22 protein-coding genes are annotated in these 25,684 nt (G+C 42.1%); 2 read left to right on the top strand and 20 right to left on the bottom strand.

Translation table 11 applies throughout. From position 1 onward, the window contains the following. Nucleotides 1-66: 66 nt before the first annotated feature. The 19 genes from AAC000_RS07005 to AAC000_RS06915 form a co-directional block, all read right to left on the bottom strand. Nucleotides 67-975 carry a M23 family metallopeptidase gene (locus AAC000_RS07005; RefSeq protein WP_339721307.1) on the bottom strand — a complete coding sequence of 303 codons (909 nt, stop codon included), beginning with the start codon at nucleotides 973-975 and terminating at the stop codon, nucleotides 67-69. A 304-nt stretch (nucleotides 976-1,279) separates the two neighbouring features. Then, complete coding sequence (gene lpxC, locus AAC000_RS07000; protein ID WP_339721305.1) at nucleotides 1,280-2,194, bottom strand: UDP-3-O-acyl-N-acetylglucosamine deacetylase; 915 nt, start codon at nucleotides 2,192-2,194, stop codon at nucleotides 1,280-1,282. A gap of 154 nt (nucleotides 2,195-2,348) precedes the next feature. Then, on the bottom strand, nucleotides 2,349-3,521 hold the full coding sequence (gene ftsZ, locus AAC000_RS06995) for a cell division protein FtsZ (RefSeq protein WP_339721303.1): 1,173 nt from the start codon (nucleotides 3,519-3,521) through the stop codon (nucleotides 2,349-2,351). A 97-nt stretch (nucleotides 3,522-3,618) separates the two neighbouring features. Next, nucleotides 3,619-4,848, bottom strand: a complete 1,230-nt coding sequence (gene ftsA, locus AAC000_RS06990) for a cell division protein FtsA (protein WP_339721301.1) — start codon at nucleotides 4,846-4,848, stop codon at nucleotides 3,619-3,621. Between the two features lie 83 nt (nucleotides 4,849-4,931). After that, nucleotides 4,932-5,690 carry a cell division protein FtsQ/DivIB gene (locus AAC000_RS06985; RefSeq protein ID WP_339721299.1) on the bottom strand — a complete coding sequence of 253 codons (759 nt, stop codon included), beginning with the start codon at nucleotides 5,688-5,690 and terminating at the stop codon, nucleotides 4,932-4,934. Then, a complete protein-coding gene (locus tag AAC000_RS06980; RefSeq protein ID WP_339721297.1) occupies nucleotides 5,687-6,649 on the bottom strand; it encodes a D-alanine--D-alanine ligase in 963 nt (320 codons plus the stop codon). Before AAC000_RS06980 ends, AAC000_RS06985 begins: the two co-directional genes overlap by 4 nt. Beyond that, nucleotides 6,646-8,100, bottom strand: a complete 1,455-nt coding sequence (gene murC / locus AAC000_RS06975) for a UDP-N-acetylmuramate--L-alanine ligase (protein WP_339721295.1) — start codon at nucleotides 8,098-8,100, stop codon at nucleotides 6,646-6,648. The genes AAC000_RS06980 and murC overlap by 4 nt, the downstream gene beginning before the upstream one ends. Further along, on the bottom strand, nucleotides 8,097-9,185 hold the full coding sequence (gene murG, locus AAC000_RS06970) for an undecaprenyldiphospho-muramoylpentapeptide beta-N-acetylglucosaminyltransferase (RefSeq protein WP_339721293.1): 1,089 nt from the start codon (nucleotides 9,183-9,185) through the stop codon (nucleotides 8,097-8,099). The genes murC and murG overlap by 4 nt, the downstream gene beginning before the upstream one ends. Next, nucleotides 9,178-10,518, bottom strand: a complete 1,341-nt coding sequence (ftsW, locus tag AAC000_RS06965) for a cell division protein FtsW (RefSeq protein ID WP_339721291.1) — start codon at nucleotides 10,516-10,518, stop codon at nucleotides 9,178-9,180. Before ftsW ends, murG begins: the two co-directional genes overlap by 8 nt. Further along, nucleotides 10,515-11,822, bottom strand: coding sequence for a UDP-N-acetylmuramoyl-L-alanine--D-glutamate ligase (murD, locus tag AAC000_RS06960; RefSeq protein ID WP_339721289.1), 1,308 nt, complete (start codon nucleotides 11,820-11,822; stop codon nucleotides 10,515-10,517). The genes ftsW and murD overlap by 4 nt, the downstream gene beginning before the upstream one ends. 16 nt (nucleotides 11,823-11,838) lie before the next feature. Then, complete coding sequence (gene mraY / locus AAC000_RS06955; RefSeq protein ID WP_339721287.1) at nucleotides 11,839-12,921, bottom strand: phospho-N-acetylmuramoyl-pentapeptide-transferase; 1,083 nt, start codon at nucleotides 12,919-12,921, stop codon at nucleotides 11,839-11,841. After that, nucleotides 12,915-14,324 (bottom strand): UDP-N-acetylmuramoyl-tripeptide--D-alanyl-D-alanine ligase, encoded by a 1,410-nt coding sequence (gene murF / locus AAC000_RS06950; RefSeq protein ID WP_339721285.1) that lies wholly within the window; start codon nucleotides 14,322-14,324, stop codon nucleotides 12,915-12,917. Before murF ends, mraY begins: the two co-directional genes overlap by 7 nt. Continuing rightward, on the bottom strand, nucleotides 14,321-15,883 hold the full coding sequence (murE, locus tag AAC000_RS06945) for a UDP-N-acetylmuramoyl-L-alanyl-D-glutamate--2,6-diaminopimelate ligase (protein ID WP_339721283.1): 1,563 nt from the start codon (nucleotides 15,881-15,883) through the stop codon (nucleotides 14,321-14,323). Before murE ends, murF begins: the two co-directional genes overlap by 4 nt. Beyond that, entirely contained in the window at nucleotides 15,873-17,711 is a 1,839-nt protein-coding gene (locus AAC000_RS06940; RefSeq protein ID WP_339721281.1) for a penicillin-binding transpeptidase domain-containing protein, read from the bottom strand. Before AAC000_RS06940 ends, murE begins: the two co-directional genes overlap by 11 nt. Further along, nucleotides 17,708-18,028 carry a cell division protein FtsL gene (gene ftsL, locus AAC000_RS06935; protein WP_339721280.1) on the bottom strand — a complete coding sequence of 107 codons (321 nt, stop codon included), beginning with the start codon at nucleotides 18,026-18,028 and terminating at the stop codon, nucleotides 17,708-17,710. The genes AAC000_RS06940 and ftsL overlap by 4 nt, the downstream gene beginning before the upstream one ends. Further along, the gene (gene rsmH / locus AAC000_RS06930; protein WP_339721278.1) at nucleotides 18,025-18,960 is read right to left on the bottom strand and encodes a 16S rRNA (cytosine(1402)-N(4))-methyltransferase RsmH; all 936 of its coding nucleotides are present in this window, start codon (nucleotides 18,958-18,960) and stop codon (nucleotides 18,025-18,027) included. Before rsmH ends, ftsL begins: the two co-directional genes overlap by 4 nt. After that, nucleotides 18,960-19,418, bottom strand: a complete 459-nt coding sequence (gene mraZ / locus AAC000_RS06925) for a division/cell wall cluster transcriptional repressor MraZ (RefSeq protein ID WP_339721276.1) — start codon at nucleotides 19,416-19,418, stop codon at nucleotides 18,960-18,962. Before mraZ ends, rsmH begins: the two co-directional genes overlap by 1 nt. Nucleotides 19,419-19,924: 506 nt before the next feature. Then, nucleotides 19,925-20,743: a hypothetical protein gene (locus tag AAC000_RS06920; protein ID WP_339721274.1), complete on the bottom strand. Its 819-nt coding sequence runs from the start codon at nucleotides 20,741-20,743 to the stop codon at nucleotides 19,925-19,927. A gap of 269 nt (nucleotides 20,744-21,012) precedes the next feature. Next, nucleotides 21,013-21,882, bottom strand: coding sequence for a hypothetical protein (locus tag AAC000_RS06915; RefSeq protein WP_339721272.1), 870 nt, complete (start codon nucleotides 21,880-21,882; stop codon nucleotides 21,013-21,015). Nucleotides 21,883-22,156: 274 nt separating this feature from the next. On the opposite strand from AAC000_RS06915, the gene glpK reads away from it, so the two are divergent. Beyond that, nucleotides 22,157-23,650, top strand: a complete 1,494-nt coding sequence (glpK, locus tag AAC000_RS06910; protein ID WP_339721270.1) for a glycerol kinase GlpK — start codon at nucleotides 22,157-22,159, stop codon at nucleotides 23,648-23,650. Continuing rightward, nucleotides 23,647-24,705 carry an aldose epimerase family protein gene (locus tag AAC000_RS06905; RefSeq protein ID WP_339721268.1) on the top strand — a complete coding sequence of 353 codons (1,059 nt, stop codon included), beginning with the start codon at nucleotides 23,647-23,649 and terminating at the stop codon, nucleotides 24,703-24,705. The genes glpK and AAC000_RS06905 overlap by 4 nt, the downstream gene beginning before the upstream one ends. 97 nt (nucleotides 24,706-24,802) lie before the next feature. Here the strand turns inward: AAC000_RS06905 and AAC000_RS06900 are convergent, their stop codons facing one another. Continuing rightward, nucleotides 24,803-25,600, bottom strand: coding sequence for a SapC family protein (locus tag AAC000_RS06900; protein WP_339721266.1), 798 nt, complete (start codon nucleotides 25,598-25,600; stop codon nucleotides 24,803-24,805). Nucleotides 25,601-25,684: the final 84 nt, after the last annotated feature.

Genomic DNA, 25,684 nt, shown 5'->3' with positions numbered 1-25,684 from the left:
TACTAAAATAAAACAATCGGCTCATAGAGCCGATTGTTGATAATGATTTTGAGCCCTAGTTATGAACTAGGAACTTTTGCGATAGACGTAAGGTAATGGATCCTGCTGCTTACCTTTGCGTATCACTTCATAATGCACATGTGCTCCCGTAGAGCGACCTGTGTTTCCCATAACAGCAATGCTTTGCCCTTTAGTCACTACATCGCCAATCTTAACATTAAGTTCTTTATTGTGCCCGTAGCGTGTTACTAGGCCGTCACCATGATCGATTTCAACTAAATTGCCATAACCGTAACGAGAACCAGACCAAGTAATAATACCCGCTCCCGTAGCCAACACTGGCTCACCTTCTTTACCGGCGAAATCAAGTCCTTTGTGCATGGCTGGCAAGCCACTAAAAGGGTCTTTACGGATGCCATAATAGGAAGACAACCAACCAGATGAAATAGGTTTGCCCTCTAATCTCCTCTCTTGCTCTATATGGTGACTGAGCATGATAGATTCAAGGGCTGCCAGTTCTTGGGTTTTATTTTGGATGTTTTCAAGCATGCCCGTCATTTCCGTCAACAGCTCGTCTTGTACTTGAATGTCTACGGGGCTACCGTCCAAAGGACCGCCCATACTAGGCATTTGATTGAAACTAAACTCGTCAGGGTTAAGTTTTGCTCTTTCAACTAATCTTGAACCTAAAACATCTAAACGTTGGATTTGGCTTTGCATGTCCGCAAGCTTGAGCATCACACCTGTCAAACGTTGCTCAGTAGAAGACTTGAGCAGATTAACTTCATTAGCCTGTTGTTCTAGGCCAGCTTTTGCATGCTGGATCCTTGCAATATTTTCTTCTGGAGAATGGGTAGAGCGACTAGAAACAAAGAAAACGCCACTAACGACCAATAAAGCTAAAAGCAATTTGGGTTTATCGATGTTCAGCACAAAACGTGCTTTATTACTTTTAAAGAGTAACGTTAATTTCATTACTATTGACTGCCTTTCAACATGGACTCAATATATTTTTGAGTTTAATTCACCAAGCCATAAACTAACAGCATTTCAAGTTATACCAATTACAACATACAGTTAATTATCTATACCAACTGGCTATCCACTCGGAATACCTTTTATCAGTAAAGAATCAACATTGCAGCTACTATGTACAGGTATCTGATACTCTTCCAAGCACAATAACATACAGTTGACCGGAATATTATTGATAACTATATAAATATGTTATTCGGCTAGGCTATTGTCAACTAGTCAAATGAAACAAAAAAACAAATGTTTAGTTTGTCAATAATGCTGATGCAAAACTGATAGGCATCTCTTCTGGGGTGTTATAACCAACAAATTCCCAACACTCTTTATTTTGCAATAAGGCATTGAGTAGTTTGTTGTTCAATCCATGGCCTGTTTTATAAGCCACTAATTCACCAATAATACTATGACCACACAGATATAAGTCACCAATAGCATCCAGTATTTTGTGCTTTAAAAATTCATCAGGGTAGCGTAAACCTTCAGGATTAAGTACTCGATACTCGTCTAGGGCAACGGCATTTTCCATGCTGCCACCCAAAGCCAAGTTGTGTGAATTCATATATTCAAGATCTTTCATAAATCCAAATGTACGCGCACGACTGACTTCATCGACATAAGACGAAGAGTCAAAGTCTAACACCATATGTTGACGGGTTTGACTGATCACTGGATGTTCAAAATCAATTCTAAAATCAACTCTAAATCCATCATAAGGACGAAACTCGGCCCATTTATCACCGTCTTCTACTTTGATAGCTTTAGTGATTTTTATAAACTGTTTTGGTGCATTAATTTCTTCAATGCCGGCTGATTGTAGCAAAAAGATAAACGGACTAGCGCTACCATCCATGATAGGTAACTCATCACTGTCCACTTCTACAATTATATTGTCTATACCTAACCCTGCCAAAGCAGAGGCTAAATGTTCAACAGTAGAAATTTTCGCACCCGCGGCGTTACTGATACATGTACATAACATAGTATCGCCCACAGCTTCTGCGCGAGCGGGAATATCAGCATAAGGCTCAAGATCAACGCGGCGAAATACGATTCCAGTATTCGCAGGCGCTGGCCGGAGAGTCATAGTGACCTTGTCACCTTTATGCAGACCGATCCCAGTCTCTTGCACAGATTGTTTGATAGTGCGTTGTTTAATCATAACCTTTCAGCTCATCGATAGCTTAATAGAATAAAAAGCGGCACGCATAGTACTAAAAATACTTACTTTTGTCAAAATACTGTCATATTCAACGTGCTGGCTATACTAGCCAACGAATCAGACAGAGTTTTAACTAAATAATTCACTTTAATTACTAGTCAGCTTGTTTGCGCAAAAATGCCGGGATATCTAAATATTCCAAATCATTACCTTGCTCAGCTTTTTCTTCATTGACTACCGATTTTGCAGATTCAGGCATAACATTAGCGCTAGGCATCACATTTGATCCATTCGCTTGCAGTTTAAACTCATGAGCATCTGCAACCACTTTATTGGCTCTGTTGGACACTAAAGAAATGTCTGGTTTTCTTTCAGCGCCAATACCTGTTGCGACCACAGTTACTCGTAGTTCGTCGCTCATTTCCATATCGATAACAGTACCCACTACAACAGTAGCGTTTTCAGAAGCAAAAGCTTTAACCGCATTACCCACAGTTTCAAACTCATCAATTGAGAAGTCTGGACCTGCAGTAATATTCACCAAAATACCTCTTGCGCCAGATAAATCGATATCTTCCAATAATGGACACGCAATGGCACTTTCTGAGGCTTCTTCTGCACGGTCTTCACCAGACGCACTACCATGGCCCATCATTGCGGTACCCATTTCAGACATAACGGTTCTGACATCGGCGAAATCCACGTTGATCAAACCTGGACGGGTAATCAGTTCTGCGATGCCTTGTACCGCACCACTTAAAATATCGTTAGCCGCACTGAATGCTTGCAATAAAGGTGTACCTTTGCCCATGACTTTGAGTAACTTTTCATTGGGTATAGTGATCAATGAATCAACATATTTAGATAACTCTTCAATTCCTTGATCAGCAAAGTCTGTACGTTTTCTGCCTTCAAATGGAAAAGGTTTAGTCACAACAGCTACTGTCAAAATGCCTAATTCTTTGGCTACTTTGGCCACTTCTGGTGCCGCACCTGTACCTGTACCACCACCCATTCCGGCGGTGATAAATACCATATCAGCACCTTCAAGGCTCTGCCGTATGGTTTCTCTATCTTCTTCTGCAGCCTGACGACCAATATTTGGATTAGCACCTGCACCTAAACCTTTAGTAACCCCAGATCCAATTTGCAAGGTGACGTTTGCAGATGAACTACGTAACACTTGCGCATCCGTATTAATGGCGATAAATTCTACGCCTTCAATATTCTGCGCTACCATGTGCTCAATAGCATTTCCACCGCCGCCGCCAACGCCAATAACCTTAATTACTGCTTCTTCGCTATGACTATCCATTAACTCAAACATTTTTACTCTCCGGTTTTTACATAAAAGCAGTCGGATATTCGTCCTTGTCCGCTGCTCATTTTTTTATCGATCAAGAAGTCTGTTTAAAGATCATCTCTTAAAACTCACCCTTGAACCAACTTTGAATTCGTTGCCACATTCCGTCACTTGTTTTGCTTTTCATGGCAAGTTGACTAATGACATGTTCTTTTCCGTATTGCAGTAAACCTACCGCAGTCGCAAATTTTGCATCTTCGACATATTCAGACAAACCTTTCATTCCCAAAGGTTCACCAACACGAACTGGCATTTGGAAAATTTCTTCAGCAAATTCAACTGCCCCTTCCATTTTTGCCGTACCGCCAGTTAATACTATGCCTGCGGCAATTTGTTCTTCTAATCCACTGGCTCGAATTTCATCATGTACCAGTTCAAACAATTCTTGATATCGAGGTTCAATTACCTCTGCCAATGTATGTCTAGACATGGCTCTAGATGGCCTGCCCCCAACACTATGGACTTCAATATTTTCTTCCATGCTGACCATGTCTTTTAAGGCACAAGCATGTTTAATTTTAATCTCTTCAGCATGGCTTATAGGTGTACGGAATATCTTGGCAATATCACTGGTAATTTGATTGCCTGCTGCTGGGATGACGGCCGTATGGCGAATAGCGCCATCTGTGTAGATCACCATATCGATGGTACCCCCACCTATATCCACCACACATACACCTAATTCTTTTTCATCATCCGTTAATACTGCGTAACTAGAGGCCAAGGCTGAAAAAATCAGTTGGTCTGCGGTTAATTCACAGCGCTCCACACATTTGACTAAATTTTTGGCCATGTCATCAGCACAAGTAATAATATGTGCTTGCGCTTCCATTCTGACGCCTGACATACCAATTGGATTTTTAATACCTTCTTGCACATCTATGGTAAATTCTTGTGGCAATACGTGTAACAAACGACGCTCAGCCGCAATAGGCACAGAACGAGCCGCGTGAACCACATTGTCTACGTCTTCTTGGGTCACTTCCTGATTATTAATCGGCACCATGCCACTTTCGTTTTGACATTTTACGTGACGTCCTGAAATGGACATAAACACTGATGATACGCTGCAGTCAGCCATGAGTTCCATTTCGTGCACTGCACGTTTAACTGATTGCACCACTAGATTAAGGTCGTTCACGCCTCCCTTATCCATGCCTTTTGACGAATGGCTGCCTACACCCACAATGCTTATGGAGTTGTCATGTAACAACTCACCCACTACGGCTTTCACATTGCTGGTGCCTATGTCTAAGCCAACAATTAGCTTTCTTTCTGTACCCTTAGACATATTGCTCAACTCTGTCACTCATCACATTCACCACACTCACGTTAATTTAAACTCTTCTTATCCAGTTATTATGCTGGTTTAATTTATGCTGCTTTATCCAAGGCTTTCCAACCAACGGCTAAACCTGTGTCATAACGTAAATCGACATAATCCACTTGCCTTTCTTGTTGCGAAATAAGTGGTAATAAATCCACAAATCGCTGCAATCTGTCAATAAACTCAGTGCGTCCTAAATTCAACTTGATGCCATTGTTTAACTGTACATTCCAAGCAAAACGTTCACTTAAAAACATTTCTACAATATACAAATTCGAGGTTTCCAATAACGATTGCATATTACGGTAGCCTTGCAAGGCAGTTTGTTCACTTCCGCCTGGCCCGTACAAGTTAGGCAAGGTTATTTTAGCGTTCAAATCTGCACTACTAATTTGTGCATCAAATGCATCACCAAATTGATTAAGCAACATATCACCGTTCCAGATTGCCGCTGGTTGCTGCTCAACCACAAAAATCTCTAAACCATTAGGCCAACGTTTGCGAACTGAGGCGCGGTATACCCAAGGCATCGCTTCAACGGTTTGATGAGTTTGATTGACATCTAACTCAAAAAAACTGCCTGGCTGTGTTTTTTTAATCAACTTTTGTATTTTTTTGTCATCAATAAAGACTCTGTCTCCAGAAATGACAATATCTTGTACTGGCGCTTGTTGTTCATCTTCTAAAAACGCATTCAACTTAAGTAATCCAAACACCAACAACACCAACAAACAGATAAAAAACCCCAGCCCCATATAAAAATGAGCGCCTTTGCGGGGACTATCTAATGCTGGCAATTCAGTCACCTAGCAATCTCCGTTGTTTTAAGTACAGCTAAAGACAATTCTTCGAAGCTCATTCCTGATTGTTTTGCCGCCAGTGGCACTAAACTTTTCTCAGTCATACCAGGTACAGTATTCGCCTCTAATAAATAAAAGCGACCTAACTTATCTTGCATAAAATCAATACGTCCCCAGCCTGAGCCGGCCAAGGCATCAAATGCTTCCAAGGCTAGTTCGCCGAGTTGCTTTTCGACATCATCAGGCAGACCACTAGGACAGCTATACACAGTGCTGTCTGCTTGATATTTTGCAGCATAATCATAAAAAACGCGGGGAGTAGTCATACTGATAGAGGGCAACGCTTTGCCATTCAGTATGCTGACAGTATATTCAGAACCATGAACGAACTGCTCTATCAAGACTTTATCATCATATTTAAATGCGTCTTGTATGGCAGTTTCTAGTTGTAGTGCACTACTCACTTTAGCCATACCTATGCTGGACCCCTCCTGCGCAGGTTTGACCATGACCTCATTCCCCAAGTTGGCCATTATAGCCCCGCACGATCCTGCATCAAAGCATCTTTTATCAGCTATTTTATAATTGGCAGTGGGTAGCCCTAAACTCTGCCACACTTGTTTGCTGCGAATTTTATCCATGCATAATGCCGAGCCCAACACACCTGATCCAGAATAAGGTAAATTAAGCTGTTGTAGCGCCCCCTGCAGGGAGCCATCTTCACCGCCGCGGCCATGTAACATAATGACAACACGCTGAAATTTTTCGAGCAACAACTCGGTTAATGGACGCTCTGCTGGATCAAAAGCATGGGCATCGATACCCAATTCGAGCAACCCGCGCAATACTGCTTTACCCGAATTCAAAGACACCTCTCGTTCAGCAGAGGTACCACCAAACATTACCGCGACCTTTCCGTAATTATTGGCAGTAAGAATAGGAGAGGTTAACTGCTGCTCACTCACGACTTTAATCCTTTACTTAATACTGTTGGTTCTAATTTGCTTGCCTGTAAAAACTTGGCTATTTGACCAATATTGCCAGCACCTTGAGTCAAAACAATGTCTTGATCGTTAAGACTTTCCGCCAACAATTTAGGCAGTTCAGTTATGTCAGAGACATAAATTGGTTCGAGTTGTCCTCGCTGACGAATTGAACGGCACAACGAACGACTGTCTGCACCATCAATGGCTTCTTCACCGGCAGAGTAAACTTCAAGTAACAACAACACATCGACTTGAGACAACACTTTGACAAAGTCTTCGTATAGATCTCGCGTTCGCGTGTATCTGTGGGGTTGATAGGCCATAACTAAACGCCTATCTGGCCAGTTATTTCTTGCAACAGCAATAGTGGCGGCGACTTCTGTCGGATGATGACCATAGTCATCGATTAAAATAGCTTGGCCTTTAGAGGTTGCGTAATCCCCTAAAAATTCGAAGCGCCGACCTATACCTGAAAATCCTGCTAAAGCTTTCACAATATATTGATCTTCTAGTCCTTCATCAGTTGCCACAGCAATGGCCGCCAAAGAATTCAAAACGTTATGTTGCCCTGGAATATTGACGGTTATTGCCAGTGGCGGTAAGTTTGCCCGCAACACATCAAAAGAGCTTTGATTAAAGCCTAATTGAATATTCACTGCGCGCACATCGGCGTTTTCAGACACTCCATAAGTCAGGTATTGACGCCCTATTCGTGGTAGCAGTTTTTGAATCACAGGATCATCGATACATAGAACAGCCAAACCATAAAACGGCAAATTGTGCAAAAAATCGATATAGGTATCTTGCATCTTTTGGAAATCACCTTGGTAGGTTTCCATATGATCGGCTTCAATATTTGTTACCACAGACACCATAGGTTGGAGGTGTACAAAAGACGCATCGCTTTCATCCGCCTCAGCAATCAAATATTGACTATCACCTAGTCTGGCATTTGTGCCTGCACTATTAAGTAGCCCACCAATTACAAAAGTTGGATCAAGCTTTGCCTCAGCAAAAATAGTCGAAATAAGACTAGTAGTAGTGGTTTTCCCATGGGTACCTGCTATAGCAATGCCATGTCGAAAACGCATCAACTCCGCTAACATTTCGGCGCGACGTATTACTGGAATACGCTTTTCATTGGCGGCACTGATTTCTGGATTACTCAGGTCAATTGCGCTAGATACCACTACTACATTGGCCAACTCAATATTACTGGCAAGATGACCAAAATAGATGGTTGCTCCCAAGTTTTGCAACCTCTCTGTCATACCATTGGCTTGACGATCCGAACCGGATATTGCATAACCTTCGTTAAGCAATACTTCGGCAATGCCACCCATACCTGCACCACCGATACCCACAAAATGAATATGTTTGATTCTACGCATTTCTGGCACGTGGTAATGGGCTGGAGTATCTTTCTTCATGCTGCTCGCTCACTTAATTCAATACAACAATGCGCAACTTCTTTAGCGGCATCTAAGCGGGCAAAACGTTTAGCTCGTTTACCCATCTCAATTAATTTTTCTGGTGACAACACATAGTCCTGCAATAATTCGTGCAAACTTTGTGCTGTCAGCTCACTTTGGGGTAATAAATGTGCAGCCTGCGTCGCAACCAAAGTTTGTGCATTTTTTGTTTGATGATCATCTACTGCGTAGGGCAAAGGCACAAATATCGCAGCGACACCTGCAGCTGCGACTTCAGCCACAGTTAACGCCCCTGCGCGGCAAATCACTAAGTCTGACCAAGCATAAGCAGCGGGGATATCATCGATAAACTCAGTAATCTGATAACAATCCGGATCCATGTTTTGCTGAATGTAGGCCTGTTTCACTGTATCTAAATGCCCTGCCCCGGTTTGATGACGCACCTTGACTTGGTTAATATTCACCAGTGCCAGAGGTAAGGTTTCATTTAACACTTGGGCGCCTAAACTGCCGCCAATAACTAGTAAATTAAGAGGTAGCTTAACGCTACTTCTATCGGCAATTTCTGCAAACTCGCGGCGCACTGGGTTGCCCACCCAAGTAAATTTAGTGGTTTGTTTTAGCTTTTGCGCTGGAAAGGTATTATCGAATCCGGTTAACACTTTTTTAGCGATACGCGATAACAACTTGTTGGTCAGTCCAGGTACAGCATTTTGCTCATGTAAAATCAGAGGCAAACCATTTAACCAAGCCGCCACACCACCAGGGCCACTAGCAAAGCCCCCCATACCAATCACAACATCTGGCTTAAATTGTTGAATGACCTTATGAGCTTGGACAATGGCTTTAATAATTTTAAATGGCGCCATTAACAAAGTAAGCACTCCATTTTTGCGCACGCCCACTACGTCAATAAAACTGATAGGATAACCCGCTTGCGGTACAATCTGAGCTTCCATACGCCCTGCCGTTCCCATCCACTGGACTTGCCAGTTTTGCGCAGCCAATTCAGCAGCAACAGCTAAACCAGGGAAAACGTGCCCCCCAGTGCCACCTGCCATAACAAGTAAACGTTTAGTCATGGAGGCCTCCAGTTTTTGCGCTTTTAGCTGACGCGACTGGCAGGTCGTCAATAACCTCTTCAATAACAGAATTGACTTTTTGTTTGGCTTTTCTCACTAAAAGGCTTTTCTTACCTCTCGCCGCACTTGCTTTGTTGATCGCTTGAATACCGTCTACACGCATTTCAAAATCAATACGTACTAAAATGGCCACCGCTATCGACATGACTATCATGCTAGAGCCACCGTAACTCAATAACGGAAAAGTCAGTCCTTTAGTGGGCAAGATACCTGCGCTTGCTCCTACATTAACTGCGGTTTGCAAACTGAACCAAATGCCAATGGAATAAGCCAAATAAGCATCAAAGGGGCGTTCCTTACGTAAGGCTAAGTTACCCATTTTCATGGCTTTCATCACAATTACCAACATGATAACCAAAACTGTCAATACCCCAGCGAAACCTAACTCTTCAGCAAGAATGGCCATGATAAAATCGGTATGCGCTTCAGGTAAGTATTCGAGTTTCTGTAAACTATTGCCTAACCCTTGACCAAACACATCACCCCGACCATATGCCATCAATGATTGTGTCAATTGATAGCCGCTACCAAAAGGGTCAGCCCAAGGATCAAGGAAAGACGTGATGCGTCGCACGCGGTACTCTTCAAACACTATAAGTAGAACTACGGCTAAAGTACCGGCAATGGCCAAGCTGAAAAACTGCCATAGTTTAGCCCCAGCCAGAAACAATAAACCAATAGTGGTTAATAACATAACCACTACAGTGCCTAAATCAGGTTGTAACAAAAGTAATAAAGCAAGGGCAAAAAACACCACTAAAGGCTTAATAAAGCCTTTTAGATTCTCAGTCACTTCCTCGTAGCGGCGCACTAAATATCCGGCCAAATAACAAAAGAAAAACAATTTGGCGGGTTCTGCCGCTTGAATAGTAATAGGGCCAACGACTAACCAACGCGTACTGCCGTTAACACTACGTCCTATTAACAGCACAGCTATCAATAAAACCACGGCCAATAGCAACAACCAAACGTTACTCTTGCGCCACCAGCGCATAGGTATTTGCATGACAACCAATGCAGCGATCACTGCCAGCACGATATAAATGCCATGGCGAATGGCAAAGTGAAACGGATTACCAAATAACCTATCTGCTACTGGCATTGACGCCGAAGTCACCACAACCAATCCGATTGACAATAATGCGATGGCCAAAAGCAACAAGGAAAGGTCATAAGGTTTAACATCGGCCTTAGGGAGTGACTGGGCACTGTCATGCCTAGACATAAATAATTGTCTAAGTGAACTGACTTTATTTTCCATAATAACGCTCATGCCGTTAGCTCCTGCACAGCTTGGGCAAAACAATCACCTCTTTGCTGATAACTAACAAACATATCTAAGCTGGCACAAGCAGGTGATAGCAAAACAATATCACCTGATTGGCTATGTTTAGCCGCCACCAAAACGGCCTCTTCAATGGTCTGTACTTTTACATTGTTGCTGTGTAACACAGCAATTTTGTCACCGTCCTTACCGAGGGTGATAACTAAACCAACAAACTGCGTTAAGCAGTCTTTCAAAACTGAAAAATCTGCACCTTTGCCTTCGCCTCCGGCAATCAATATTAACTTGCCTTCAAGGTTTGTAACCAGTCCATTAATTGCGGCCAATGTCGCGCCAACATTGGTTGCTTTAGAATCATTGATCCAGCGGACATTATTGAACATTGATACGGTTTGACATCTATGGGGCAAGCCACCAAATTGTTGCGCACCTTGTCGAATACTGTGATCGTCAATACCAAATACTTTGGCCAAAGCGGCTGCGGCTTGAATATTCAACATATTATGCGCGCCAACCAATAAACAACTTTTGCTATCCAAAAATGTTTTGCCATCAAATAAAATACAAGCGTTTTCATTATCCCAAGAAAACCCCGAATTAGATGGAGACAAGCCGTAACTTAGGGACACTTTTAAGCGGTCTGGATAAGACAAAGGATCGTCTCTGTTGTACACCTTAAATTGACAACTTTGATAAATACTCAGCTTAATGCGTTGATAGGCGCTCAAATCGCCATGACGATCTAAGTGATCTTCGGTAATGTTTAATACTGTTGCCGCTAATGGCATCAAGGAGTAGGTTGTTTCCAATTGAAAACTGGACAGTTCAAGTACCACTAGATCGGCCTCTTGCTCTAGCAAGTCCAGTGCTGGCACACCAATATTGCCCCCCATCAACACTTTTTTACCTGCGGCCTTACACATATCTACAACTAAGTGCGTTACAGTCGACTTGCCATTAGATCCGGTAATCGCTATTACAGGGGCGCGGTTAAACTGCGCAAACAATTCAATATCCCCAATGACATGTACACCCGCTTCGACCGCTTTTTGAATAGCAGGAGTATAAAGATCGACACCAGGGCTTAGCACTATCAAGTCAGCCTGAATTAACCTGGCCACTTGTAACTCACCTAATATCAAAGGGATATCTAATTTAAGGGTCAATTCATTACGACTGTCCATGGCAATCACATTTGCACCTTTAGCTAATAAAAATCGCACACAAGATAAGCCTGTAAGGCCCATTCCTATTACGACTATGTTTTTATTAGTTAAAGTCAATTTTTGCACTTTTAGTTACTCTTCCTTAACGCAATTTCAAGGTGGCTAATCCCACCAACACTAACATCAAGGAAATGATCCAGAAACGCACTATTACACGGGGTTCTGGCCAGCCTTTTAGTTCGTAGTGATGATGAATGGGGGCCATTCTAAAAATACGTTTACCACGCATTTTGAATGATCCTACCTGCAAAATAACCGACAATGTTTCGGCAACAAAAATACCACCCATAATAAATAAAACGATCTCTTGGCGAACCAACACGGCCAAGATCCCTAAAGTGCCGCCTAATGCCAGAGACCCTACATCGCCCATAAAGACTTGGGCCGGATAAGTGTTGAACCATAAAAACCCTAATCCAGCGCCCACTATTGCAGTACACACAATAACTAACTCACTGGTGAGTGGCAGATAGGGAATATGAAGGTAAGCAGAAAAATTAATATTGCCTGTTGCATAAGCAAAGATGGCAAACGCACCGGCCACTAAAACAACAGGTACAATTGCAAGCCCGTCTAGTCCGTCAGTCAAGTTGACTGCATTGCTGGTCCCTACTATGACAAAGTAAGTGACAACAATAAAAAACATGCCCATTTGTGGCATAACGTCTTTAAAAAAGGGAACTAACAAGGCAGTTTCAGCTGGGTTTTGTTGACTTGCATACAAGTAAAATGCGACCGCAATGGCAATAACAGACTGCCAAAAATACTTCCACCTAGCGATTAAACCTTTTGCATCTTTACGGATCACCTTACGGTAATCATCTACAAAACCAATAATGCCGTAACTCACCAGAACAAATAGGGTGACCCATACATATCTATTGGTCAAATCACTCCATAACAACACACTGGATACTATCGCCGCCAAAATAAGCAAACCACCCATAGTGGGTGTGCCGGATTTGGCCAAATGCGATTCAGGTCCATCATCACGGATAGTTTGACCAATTTGCATTTTCTGCAAGAAGCGGATCATTTTAGGGCCAATAATCACCGCAATAAGCAAAGCAGTTAAGGTGCTTAATATAGCGCGCAAAGTTAAATACGAGAAAACTCGAAACCCGGCATCAAACTGTTGTAGCCAATCAGCTAACCAAATCAGCATGCAATTCTCTCCCTGAAACGTTCAAGCTTTCCCAATGGGGAGTCCTCCAACGCTTTTACCACTAATTCCATGCGTGCACTGCGCGAACCTTTTACCAAAATACTGACGTCACACTTTTCCGATAAGGTTTGTTGATTGATAAAGGTCACCATTTGCTCTAGTCGACTAAAATGACGACCTTGTTCCCCATATACATCACTAGCACTTTGACTTAATACACCTAAGGTATAGAGTTTATCGATACCTTTTTGTTTCGCGTATTCGCCTACTTGTTCATGGTAATAACGGGCTTTTTCGCCCAATTCAGCCATATCGCCAAGTATCAGTATTTTTCTCCCCGCAAAACTAGATAATAAATCAATGGCAGCATGCACAGAGCCTACGTTGGCATTATAAGTATCATCCAAAATTTTCACTTGATTAGTCAGCTGTTTAACGTGTAAGCGACCGGCTACATGGGGCATAGCGCGCAGTCCCTCACGCACGTCTTGCAAAGTTGCGCCAACTTGTAAAGACAATGCCGCTGCCACTAGGGCATTACTTACATTGTGGGCACCGGGTAAAGATAAGGTAATAGCGATGCGCCCTTTAGGGGTCACTAAATCAAATTGTGCACAGCCATCCAAACCAAGAATGATATCTTCTGCATACACATCTGCTGGATTTTCAACTGAGAAAGTTTGCACCTTGTTGTACTTGAGTTTTCCTAACCAAAAGTCGGCAAATTGGCTATCAGCGTTAACTATCGCTAAGCCATCTTTTTCTGATAACCCTTTAAATATTTCACTTTTTGCTCTGGCCACACCCAGTAAACTACCAAAGCCTTCTAAGTGTGCGGCAGCGGCATTGACTATAGTTGCCACATCAGGCTTAACTAAGTTGGTGGTGTAAGCAATTTCACCTAAATGGTTAGCGCCCATTTCAATTACAGCAAACTCATGTTGTTGCTCTAGCCTTAACAAGGTCATAGGCACGCCTAAGTCATTGTTAAAATTTCCTTTGGTTGCCAGCACCTTGCCACGACGAGATAAAATAGCCGCCACCATTTCTTTCACTGTTGTTTTACCACTGCTACCAGTAATACCCACAGTTTTGGGCGCTACTTTTGCTTTTACCGCAGCACCTAACAAACCCAAAGCTAGGGTAGTATCAGCAACTAAAATATAAGGAAGCTGGGTATCAACTACCTGAGACAAAATCAGCGCAATGGCGCCTTTTTCTTCGGCTTGCTGAACAAATTTGTGACCGTCAAAATTAGGGCCTTTTAGTGCCAAAAACAAATCCTTAGGCAGAATACTTCTGGTATCAGTGCTCACGCCTTCGATGACCAAATCCTGCTTATTTTGAGCTATTAACTGCCCATTAACTTGTTCCGCAACCCAGGAAAGTGAAACCGGGATCATACTGTTTTCCCCTTTTGAAGAAGTGCTACAAACTGGCGTTCGTCGTACGCCAGTGTTTTTGTGCCTATAATTTGATAATTTTCATGGCCTTTACCGGCTACTAGGATCATATCCCCTGCCTTAGCCTGCGCGACAGCCAACTTGATCGCCGTTTTTCTATCATGTTCCACTAAGATCTGTTCTGGATTGATACAGCCAGATAAAATGTCTTGAATGATGTCGTTTGGCACTTCACTGCGCACATTGTCATCTGTCAAAATAACCTTGTCAGATAATCTTTCGGCAATTTCGCCCATCAAAGAACGTTTACCTCTATCGCGATCACCACCACAACCAAACACACAGAATAATTTCCCATGACAATGTTGCTTAGTGGCTACTATGGCTTTTTCTAACGCGTCTGGAGTATGAGCGTAATCCACCACAATAGTGGCGTGGTTCTGACGGCTATACAGCTCCATTCTTCCGGCAACAGGTTTTAGCTTCTGAACAATGTAAGCAATCTGTTTTAGGCTTTTACCTAGACATAATTGACTACAAATTGCGGCTAACACATTGGCAACGTTAAAATCAGCCAATAGCGATAATCGCAGTTCACAGTCTCCCCAAGAGGTTTGCAACGAGAGTGCGATCCCTTCATTTGTGTATCGCACATTGTTCGCCACACAATATTGATAATCACTGGGCATATCCGATGTACTAACATTCTGCCCAAAAAGCACCACAGTGGTTTTTTCAGGAATATTGGCTAACCAATTTTTATGTTCAGGATCATTCACATTAAGCACAGCATACGCCAGCCCTGGTTGCTGCAATAATAGCCGTTTTGCTAAAGCGTAATCGGCCATGGTTCCGTGATAATCAAGGTGATCACGGCTTAAATTGGTAAACACTGCAATGTCCGTTTTAACCGCTTTGATACGGTTTTGTACTAAAGCATGTGACGAAGCTTCTAATGCGACTTGGAATGCGCCTTCGCTGACAAACTCGGCCAACAATCGTTGTATACTAATAGCATCAGGAGTGGTGTTAACTGTATTTTGGAATGCTTGAATTTTGGCAGACGATGAATACATGCCCGCACCTAAGGTACCAATAGAAGCCGCTTGCTCACCCATTAAGTGTGCTAATTGACTGGTTAACTGCACAGTAGACGTTTTACCGTTAGTGCCAGTCACTGCAATAATTGACATAGAATTAGCAGGGAATTGATAAAAATATCCTGCTAACTCTGAGAGGTTTTCAGCAAGTTGATAAAAGGACACAATAACGCTTTGTTCACGCATTTCAACATGGCCATGTTGGCTCTTATCATCACATTGCGCCACTATCACTTTGGCACCTAAACTAACCGCTTGAGGAATAAAATCTCGGCCATCTAAAGTGTGTCCGCTTAGCGCGATAAACGCTTTGTGAATTGCCACATCTCTGCTGTCTAAGACCAGCTCACTGATCATTATGTCAGGGGCGTCAATACCAAAATGCGCCAATAGAGGTTGAATACTTTGATCAAACACTTCAGGAAATTGCTTATTAATGCTAACCATATCAACCTGCATTGGCGGCCTCCCTGCTGGCTTCAGAGGAAGAAACGGCAATTGATGAAACTGTCTTATCATCAGGAGGGACATTCAACATTTGTAAACTGGCGGCCATAATTTTTGCAAAAACCGGTGCTGCAGTTTGCCCTGCATAATACAGCTCACCTTTAGGCTCATTAATTAAGATAACCACTGCTAATTGTGGGTTAGAGACAGGGGCAACCCCTGCAAAAATATTAACGTATTCTTCGCCATACCCATTGGCAATGGCTTTACGGCTCGTGCCTGTTTTACCTGCAACCCTATATCCTGGTATATTAGCTTGCTCTGCAGAACCATTTTTTTCGGTGACCGTCTCCATCATCTGCAAAATTTCTTGGGTAGCTTGGGCGCTGATAACGCGCTCACTTTCAACCGGGGTGTCAGGTTTGATAATACTCAATGGGCGACGAATACCACCATCACCCAAAATGCTATACATACGCGCCAACTGTAACGCGGTGACCGAAATACCGTACCCAAATGACAAGGTCGATAATTCAAAATCAGACCAACGAGGACGATCACTAAATATGCCGTTAATTTCGCCCAGTAAATTAGCGCCACTACCACTCATTAAACCGACGTTGTAAAACATATCCAACAAAAATTCTTTAGGTACCGACAAGGCCAACTTTGATGTGCCCATATTGCTGGACTTGCGAATAATTTCAGTTAAATCAATTTCGCCATAGTTGCGCGAATCCCTAACAATGTTGCCACCTAAGTGCATCCAACCAGGAGATGTATCAATTAAAGTGTCTACATCTGCCGATCCAAACTCTAATGCGCTTAACACCGCTAAAGGTTTAATTGAAGAGCCAGGTTCATAGGCATCAGTGACAGCGCGATTACGAATTCGATGGGCAGACACGCCAGCGCGGTTATTAGGATTGTAAGAGGGGCTATTCACTAGAGCCAGAATTTCCCCGGTGTTAACGGCCACCACAACTGCCGACCCCGAAGTTGCTTTGTAATATTGAACCGCTTGTTTTAATTCCTTGTAAGCCAAAGCTTGAATGCGTTGATCTATTGTTAACTGAATATTTTGGGGCTGTTTACCTTCTTCAGATTCAATTAGCTCGACCATTCGGCCTTTGCCATCACGGCGAATTTTCCGAGTGCCTTGAGAGCCAGCCAACCATTTATTGTATAATTTTTCGATGCCTTCGATGCCAGCATCGTCAACGTTAGTAAAGCCTACGACGTGAGCTGAGACTTCGCCACTTGGATAATACCGCCTTGACTCATCACGTAGATAGATTCCGGCCAGTTTTAATTCTTCAACATATTCGGCCATTGCCGGTGAAACTTGGCGCTGTATGTACACAAAACGTTTTTCAGGATCACTGACTTTGTCTTTTAGCTTAACCAAGTTTTGACCTAATACTTCAGCCAAAGCTTGCCAACGTTTCTTATTTTCACGCTGCTCTGCAAGTAAATCAAAACTAGGATCTTGCTTGGCTTTTTCTTCTGCTTCTTGTTCAGATTGAGCAATGGCTTTGGGATCCGCCCAAATGGCGCGAACCGGCACACTCACGGCCAACTGCTGACCATTACGGTCAACAATCAGTCCTCTATGCAATGGGTTAACTCGGGTACGCAAAGTGCGATTGTCACCTTGTTTTATCAATAAATCTGGTGATACTACTTGAATGTATGCGGCGCGAATGCCCAGACCAACAAAAACCAATGAAATAGCCACCACCACCACAACAAAGCGCCAATGTAAAAAACTCGGAGCACTGTTCACTTTTGCTTGATTGTTTCTACTTTTGTTTTTAGAAAGGCTGTTTAATCGGCTCATTTTATACGTACCACCACTTCTTCGCTGGGTACTGGGCGGTGCATATTCAGCTCACTTTTAACTAACGCTTCGATACGGTTATGTTCAGTCAAAGCGCTTTGTTCAAGTACTAGATGACGCCACTCCACATCGAGCTGATCTTTCTCTTGCATCAAGCGTTCTATGGCTATGGACATTTGCCTATTGTGGTGTGCACTGAGTATCACTAAACCGGCACTAACTAAGAGTGCTAGAAACAACAAAACCCGCACTGGATGGCGGGCTAAATCAGCAGCTACAAAACTGAATAGATTAAAGTTGGTGTTGTGACCACTCATAACTTTTCAGCCACTCTTAACACCGAGCTTCGAGCTCGCACATTTCTTTTTAATTCGTCGGCCGATGGCTTAATTGCTTTACCAATAGGTTTCATGGCTTTGGCGGCGTCTATTTCAGCCTGCATTATAGGCATGCCATGTGGTACGTCTAAACCTCGGCTTTGCTCCCTTACAAAACGTTTAACTAAGCGATCTTCTAGTGAATGAAAACTAATGACAGCCAAACGCCCTGTTGGCGCTAACGTGTTTAATGCCGCTTTTAGGCCTGTTTTAATTTCGTCCAGTTCACTGTTTACGTAAATACGAATAGCCTGGAAACTGCGAGTAGCAGGATGTTTAAACTTATCTTTAACGGGCACCGCTAAATCAATAATTTCGGCAAGTTGAGCAGTATCAGTTATAGGCGCAATTTGACGGGCATTCACAATGCCGTGAGCGATACGTTTACCAAATTTCTCTTCACCAAACTCCTTGATAACTTGGGTGATATCTTGCTCTTCTGCAACCGCTAACCACTGGGCAGCGCTTAAGCCTCTGGTTGTATCCATACGCATATCTAATGGTCCATTCCGCATAAAACTAAAACCACGGTCAGCATCATCAAGCTGCGGTGAAGACACCCCTAGATCCATTAAGATCCCATCAATTTTTCCGATTAAACCTAACTCTTCAGCAACAACTTGCAACTCTGAAAAAGGACGATGATGAATCGAAAAACGCGGATCCTCAGCGAAAGATTGCGCCGCTTCAATAGCAGTAAGATCACGATCTATGGCGATCAAACGACCTTTAGATGATAAAGCTTTTAATATTTGCCTAGAATGACCGCCACGCCCAAAAGTTGCGTCCATGTAGATGCCATCGGGCTTAATCGCCAAACCATCGATAGATTCTTGCAGTAATACAGATAAATGTGAAAAATCGTTTTCCATTAAAGTGAGAAATCCTGCAATCGTTCGGTCAATTCAAAATTCGCTTCTTGTTCAGTCGCCACATCCAAATTGATTTGTTGTTGCCAAATATCTGCATCCCAGATTTCAAATTTATTGAACTGGCCAACTAACATAATTTGTTTATCGAGCTTGGCATGTTGACGCAAAGGCGCGCCTAATAAAAAACGTCCATTTTTATCCATCTCTCCTTCATTGGCATAACCCAACAACAAACGCTGCATGCGACGTTCATGTGGGTTCATACTAGAGAGTCGGCTTAATTTAAGTTCAATTTCTTCCCATTCAGGAAGTGGGTAAAGCAGCAAACAAGGTTGTTGTGTGTCGATAGTACATACTAGCTGTCCCTGACAATCATCCAGCAAGGACTGCCTATACCTGGTAGGTATAGTGACTCGACCTTTCACATCTAGATTGATTGCATTAGCGCCGCGGAACATGATTCCCCTAACCTTTTTTATTTTTATCTATCGAAAATTAACCAGTAAAGACAACACTAAACAGAATCTGACGTTATTTTTTAGTTATTTTTTGGGAATTACTAACCCAATAGATCCACTTTATGCCACTTTTACCCACAATGGACAGTTTAGGTACCACCCGTCTATCATGTCAAGGACTAAAAGTAGCAATTTGATCGGATTCGAAGCCTTGTCACCACTGGATTTATAGAAGTGTATGAATTAGTAGATAAAACCCGCTGACTGACGCAATTTAGTAACAGCAAAAATAATTGCTTTACAATTTTTATAAGAAAGAAGCAGAGGACAAGGAGGGGTCTAATAAAAACAAACTTTGTCGTTTTTAATGTGGTGGCGAGATAATGTTTGGAACTCAAATGAAGAATTAAAAGTACTATGTCATGTTTAAGATGGAGTTAAATCCAATTTAACCTGAATAAAAAGGCCAGCGTATAAGCTGGCTTCTCTATCTAACAAGCATTTTACTACTGAGTATATTTTCGTCTTAAAACCAAACCAGAAACACCTAAGCAAAATATAGCAAAAATACTAGGCTCACTCACTTCTTGGGCAACAACAGATAATGATATGCCATCTACAGCAATACCCTCAGCAATATCAATATTGGTAAACCAAGCATAACGATTACCGCCCACTTCACTTGGGATCAAATTAGTTGCTGTTGTTCTTGTTTCCGTGAATAAGATATCTCCAAGTACATTCTTCAAATTTAAATCAACGGCCAATACACCATTGTCATCCCTGAATAAATGCTCAAACACATACCAACCACTATCAGCAATTGAAAAACTATTAAGAGATTCCAAGTCCTCACGAGGGTCGAAATTAGTGTTATTACTGCCGCCAACTAATAACTCACCAGTAGACGTATCTTTAGTCACGTGAAAGATAAAATCTTGAAGATGATTGCCACTTGTATCATTTGATGCAACCGAAAAATCAAACCCAGATCCATTGGCCCATGAAGTATCTAGATAAATCGCTGTTTGCAAAGAGTAGTCACCAGGGAAAACGTCATTGTAGCCACCAAGACGACTAAATGCTGCTGTTAAACCACCTGTATCATTGGTTTGTGTAAATTGAGCATAATAATTGCCTTCAAAGGCAGTAATGCCGCTAGTGCCTGAGAGTTGGCGTTCAACGTTACCGCTCCAGCTATCATCTTTATCAAACCAGCCATCAGTATCAGTTTCAAAACCTTGACTGAAAATAGGATCGGCGTTTACAGATAAAGGCAAAACCATGCAAGCGATAATAAAAATTGAACCTATAGTTTTTTTCATTTTTATTCCTTATTATTTCGATTTAACTCAAAGAATAAAAAGCAAATATAATACCAAAAGCAAAATCTTTTTACATTTCAGCAACATAAAACTCACAAGTCTATATTGATTTAATTTTCAATAAACATCTGTAAAAAAACATGACAGTAATAAAATTCCCCATTAATGAATAGTGTCGTAAAAGTTCAGTGTCTTATCCGAGAAATTTGTGGCTGATTTCATTTTTTAATATTCACTTGGCGCTTTATGGTTTAACCCGACTTTAACGATTAATCGAGAGAGTTACTTAAGTTAACATCGGTATTTTTACTCAGCAATCGACGAAAAACATAATCAACCATCTGCTGTTGTTCTTCTAAGTGATTTTCACCAAAGTTACCTGTGGCACGCTCTGCTTCAATATTGATATAGCGAATGCCTAACTTTTGGGCGTAAACCGATAAAGACCCATCGTCTTCGGTTGGATCAGTGACAACCTGAGGATGTTGTAATACTGCATTCCACCCATTTTGATCCATGGCATTAAAATCTTGCTGCTCGGTGACAAAAAACAAGTCATCTTCGTCGCCCTTGTGTAGACTCACGGCCTTAATAAATGCGGCACCTTCAGCCAATTTTTGCTGATACTGCACGATAGATATATTGCCTATCCCTTGTTTATTATCTCCTAAATATCCATGGGTATTGTTGTGTATAGCCACCCAAGTACGTGATGTGTCTGTTCCTCCCATAGTTTTAACTATGAAATTGGCAAGCGCTTCCGAAAGGCGCATAGCCCTATGAAATACATAGGTATTAGTACGTAACCTAGGATTGTGTTTGATAATGTTATTACGTCTGCCTTTTTTGGTAAAAATGCGATTAGGATCAATTTTGACCTCAAAAGGTTTAATATCCAGGCGTAACAAGCGCTTGCCTTTTTGGCGTAATATTACAAACACCCCACCACGTTCTAAAATTTGTTGGCTAACATAGTCATTGACCACGTTTTCATTTTCATGTGGCGCAAAAAAAGACCAGTTAGGCGCTTCAGAAGTGTGCCCGAGCACTTCAAGTTTAATATTATGCTGCGATGGGAAAACAACAACCTGGCTGAGAAGGAGAAAAATCAAGTTCACGTTAAGCTTATTTACTGACATAAAAACAGAGCGTTAAAATAACAAGCTTGATGATCTGATACAAAAGAAATTTATATCCTTACTATGATCTAATCAACCTAGTATCAGTGTCATAACTCACGCTGCACTTTAATAGCTTTATAGGGGCCGCTGGACGGTAAACATTAGGTAGAAAATTGGTTATGTTCTTGGCGTAAAAATATTATACTCGCCATCCGATGTTAAAAAGATGTTAGTGCTTAATTAAACATCTGAAACAATTGATTTTATTACTGATTTAACCAAAGGAGCTGCTATGCCGCTAGAAAACTGCATTCTGTCTATTGACCAAGGTACCACTTCTAGCAGGGCCATCATTTTTGCTCCAGATTCAAGCATTGTGGCTGTCGCTCAGCAAGAATTTTCCCAACATTATCCCAATGATGGCTGGGTAGAACATGATCCTGAAGATATTTGGTCATCAACCTTCAATGTATGTAAACAAGCCATAGCTAAAGCCACAGCAAAAGGCGCCAAGATTGCAGCCATAGGTGTCACAAACCAAAGAGAAACGACTTTGGTTTGGGATAAAAAAACCGGTAAAGCAATTTACAATGCCATAGTGTGGCAAGATGGGCGCACCGCTGAGCAATGCAGAGAGTTACAGAAAGCAGGGCATTTAACGGCGGTACAAGAACGAACTGGTTTGTTACTCGATCCTTATTTTTCAGCAACAAAGGTCGCTTGGATTCTAGATAATGTGGCAGGGGCAAGGCAAAAAGCGCAGGCCAACGAACTTGCTTTTGGTACTGTAGATAGTTTTCTGATTTGGCGCTTAACAGGCGGTAAAGTCCATGCCACTGATGTCACTAATGCCAGTCGTACTAATCTGTTTAACATTCATACATTATCTTGGGATGAGACATTACTCGACATCTTTAAGGTGCCTAAATCTATGTTACCAGAGGTGAAAGAATGCGCGGCTGATTTTGGCCATACAGCAGCAGAACTATTTGACTATTCAATCCCCATAGCGGGTGTAGCAGGTGATCAGCAAGCAGCCAGTATTGGTCAATGTTGTTTTAATCAGGGCGATATCAAAAGTACCTATGGAACCGGTTGTTTTATGTTGTTAAATACCGGAGAAAAAGCACTGCTATCTAAAAACAAATTGCTCACCACTGTGGCTTATACCATTAAAGGCCAAACACATTATGCCTTAGAAGGTTCTATATTTATCGCTGGTGCAGCCGTCCAATGGCTCAGAGACGGTTTAAAAATTATAGAAAGTGCCTCAGAAACAGAAGACATGGCTAAAAGTATTCCCGATGACCATGGTGTATTTTTGGTGCCCGCTTTTGCAGGATTAGGCACTCCCTATTGGGCGCCTGATGCCAGAGGAGCAATATTTGGTCTGACTCGAGCAACCACCAGTGCCCATCTTGCTAGAGCCGCACTCGAATCAGTATGTTTGCAAACCTCGGACTTACTTAAAGCCATGAGGGAAGACGGTGTAAACCCCCAAAAATTAAGAGTAGATGGCGGAATGGTAGCCAATAGCTGGGTCTGTCAATTTTTAGCTGGGGTACTCGATGTTACAGTTGAACGTCCCAAGGTTATGGAAACCACTGCCTTAGGGGTTGCCTATTTAGCCGGCTTACAACTGGGGATATACCAATCCACTGACGAGTTGGCCAGCATGAATCAAATCGATAGCCGTTTTGAACCTGAAATGGATGCTTCAAAACGCCAAAAGTTATTGAATGGATGGGCCAGTGCCATTCAAAGCACATTGGGGTTTCAAGCGTGATCACACAAGCAATCTTTGGAAAAATGCCAGATGGCACAGTAGTAGAGCAATTTTGTTTAAGCAACCTTAATGGTGTGAGCATTGAGATCCTTACTCTTGGTGGGATTATTCGTCGCTGGTTGGTACCCAACGACCAAAACGCACAGACTGACATAGTCTTAGGGTACGACACAGTAGAAGATTATTTAGCTGACGACAGTTATTTAGGGGCGTTAGTAGGCAGATATGCAAACCGCATTAATCAAGGGAAATTTAGCTTAGCAGATAAAAATTTTCAAACCGATATCAACCAAGCTGGCAACTGTTTACATGGCGGTAGCCAGGGGTTTAATAGCAAAGTATGGCAAAGTACAGTGTTGTCTAATACAGATAACCCATCCATTATGTTACAGCTTGCTAGCCCTGATGGTGATCAAGGCTTTCCAGGCGAAATAGCAGTAAAAGTGATATACACCTTAACTGAGCAAAACCGTTTAAAAATCGAATATTTTGCTACTGCCGAACAAACAACTTTATATAACCCTACAAACCACAGTTATTTTAATTTGTCAGGGCACAACAGCGGCTCAGTTGAAACTCATCAAATTCAGTTGCAAGCGAGTCATTACACACCCACTGACGATCGCGCTATACCTACAGGCGAGATTGCAGCGGTCGAAAACACACCTTTTGACCTCAGGACACTGACACCAATAAGTGAATCCTTAGCATCAAAACATCAACAAATTGCTTACGGTAACGGACTGGATCACAACTTATGTTTAGATGCATATGATCCCCAAGCCAAACTGGCTACTTTTGCCGCTAAAGCAATCACAACTGCAAATGATATCAGCTTGAATGTTTACACTACTATGCCGGGCATGCAGGTATTTACAGCCAATCACTTCGCTAATAAAAAAGGCAAAGAGGGAGCACTTTATCATGCCCACCAAGGAGTCTGTTTTGAATCCCAGTTCTACCCCGACACACCTAATCAGGCACATTTTCCAAGTGCTACATTGGAAGCGGGAACCGAGTTTTATTCTGTGACTGAGTATGAAGTGTTGTTTTAACTTTCCAAATCCTTGTGAGATGGTTGTTTTTTTATTCTCTAAAACTAAAAAAGCCCGTTACAACAAAGTTGGAACGGGCTTTTCATATTCAGCTAAATTATTTTTTAGCGGCTTTCTTCGCTTTAGGCTTTGCTTCTGGCGCGGCTGCAGCTTCTTCAGTAGCAGGCGGCTCAGCTTGAAGCTGTAATGCTTTTACTGGGTTTTCGCTAGTTTGCGTCAACTGCACTAAACGGTTCAACTGACCAAGGGACATCAACACAGCATACATTGCACCTAAGTAACCAGATTTGTGTAATTCTGCGACTGTTTCAGTATCCAACGCCTGAAGACGCTTTTCGCTAATAGTTTGCATTCCATTGATATTACGTTGTTGGCCGTTGGCGTATTGCACACGGATAACAACTGAATCGAGTAAATCGAGTTCTTTAATTTTGTTCACAAAATCACGTGTTGCCATTTCGCTGTTTGCTAAGTCAGACAATAATTTCTGACGATTATCTAAGAACGGGCTTGCTTCACTTTCTGTGAAAAGTGGCTCACCTTCTGTTCCAACTAAGTCAGAGTTTTCATCGATAAACACAGCTAACTTGTCGCCATCAGGACGTACATCAAAAGGATAACGTTGAATGTTAAGAGGCACCACATGACCAGACCATTTATCATCCTGCATAAACAAGTTCACACCTTGTTCAATGCCCAACATCGCAATACTATGAGTGGTGTCGCTATTAGGATCTTTGATAAATATGATTGGCATACAACTAGCAAGTTGTGCGTATTCACGAATTGACGCTGCAGCTAAATGTGTATCTTTAGCATGGGCAAAATTATTACTTATCTTTACACGTGTATCTTGGTGTTTCTTTTTATCTAGGGGGATGTAATTCATTGTCATTAAAAAATTCTCTATTATTTTTGGAAAAGCGGTTTTAGTAAGCCGTCTTGGTTTTAATAGCCAGCATAATCAAATATCTGGGGA

It is taken from the genome of uncultured Paraglaciecola sp. (genome assembly GCF_963977085.1).
Classification (GTDB): Bacteria; Pseudomonadota; Gammaproteobacteria; order Enterobacterales; family Alteromonadaceae; genus Paraglaciecola.
The sequence above is the reverse complement of the archived record's forward strand: the minus strand, read 5'-3'. Positions and strand labels throughout refer to the sequence as shown.

What these genes read in the sequence shown, in the direction of transcription:
- AAC000_RS07005 (WP_339721307.1), bottom strand. Translation starts at nt 975, where the DNA reads ATGAAATTAACGTTACTCTTTAAAAGTAATAAAGCACGTTTTGTGCTG.
- lpxC (WP_339721305.1), bottom strand. Translation starts at nt 2,194, where the DNA reads ATGATTAAACAACGCACTATCAAACAATCTGTGCAAGAGACTGGGATC.
- ftsZ (WP_339721303.1), bottom strand. Translation starts at nt 3,521, where the DNA reads ATGTTTGAGTTAATGGATAGTCATAGCGAAGAAGCAGTAATTAAGGTT.
- ftsA (WP_339721301.1), bottom strand. Translation starts at nt 4,848, where the DNA reads ATGTCTAAGGGTACAGAAAGAAAGCTAATTGTTGGCTTAGACATAGGC.
- murC (WP_339721295.1), bottom strand. Translation starts at nt 8,100, where the DNA reads ATGAAGAAAGATACTCCAGCCCATTACCACGTGCCAGAAATGCGTAGA.
- murG (WP_339721293.1), bottom strand. Translation starts at nt 9,185, where the DNA reads ATGACTAAACGTTTACTTGTTATGGCAGGTGGCACTGGGGGGCACGTT.
- ftsW (WP_339721291.1), bottom strand. Translation starts at nt 10,518, where the DNA reads ATGAGCGTTATTATGGAAAATAAAGTCAGTTCACTTAGACAATTATTT.
- mraY (WP_339721287.1), bottom strand. Translation starts at nt 12,921, where the DNA reads ATGCTGATTTGGTTAGCTGATTGGCTACAACAGTTTGATGCCGGGTTT.
- murF (WP_339721285.1), bottom strand. Translation starts at nt 14,324, where the DNA reads ATGATCCCGGTTTCACTTTCCTGGGTTGCGGAACAAGTTAATGGGCAG.
- murE (WP_339721283.1), bottom strand. Translation starts at nt 15,883, where the DNA reads ATGCAGGTTGATATGGTTAGCATTAATAAGCAATTTCCTGAAGTGTTT.
- AAC000_RS06940 (WP_339721281.1), bottom strand. Translation starts at nt 17,711, where the DNA reads ATGAGCCGATTAAACAGCCTTTCTAAAAACAAAAGTAGAAACAATCAA.
- ftsL (WP_339721280.1), bottom strand. Translation starts at nt 18,028, where the DNA reads ATGAGTGGTCACAACACCAACTTTAATCTATTCAGTTTTGTAGCTGCT.
- rsmH (WP_339721278.1), bottom strand. Translation starts at nt 18,960, where the DNA reads ATGGAAAACGATTTTTCACATTTATCTGTATTACTGCAAGAATCTATC.
- mraZ (WP_339721276.1), bottom strand. Translation starts at nt 19,418, where the DNA reads ATGTTCCGCGGCGCTAATGCAATCAATCTAGATGTGAAAGGTCGAGTC.
- AAC000_RS06920 (WP_339721274.1), bottom strand. Translation starts at nt 20,743, where the DNA reads ATGAAAAAAACTATAGGTTCAATTTTTATTATCGCTTGCATGGTTTTG.
- AAC000_RS06915 (WP_339721272.1), bottom strand. Translation starts at nt 21,882, where the DNA reads ATGTCAGTAAATAAGCTTAACGTGAACTTGATTTTTCTCCTTCTCAGC.
- glpK (WP_339721270.1), top strand. Translation starts at nt 22,157, where the DNA reads ATGCCGCTAGAAAACTGCATTCTGTCTATTGACCAAGGTACCACTTCT.
- AAC000_RS06900 (WP_339721266.1), bottom strand. Translation starts at nt 25,600, where the DNA reads ATGACAATGAATTACATCCCCCTAGATAAAAAGAAACACCAAGATACA.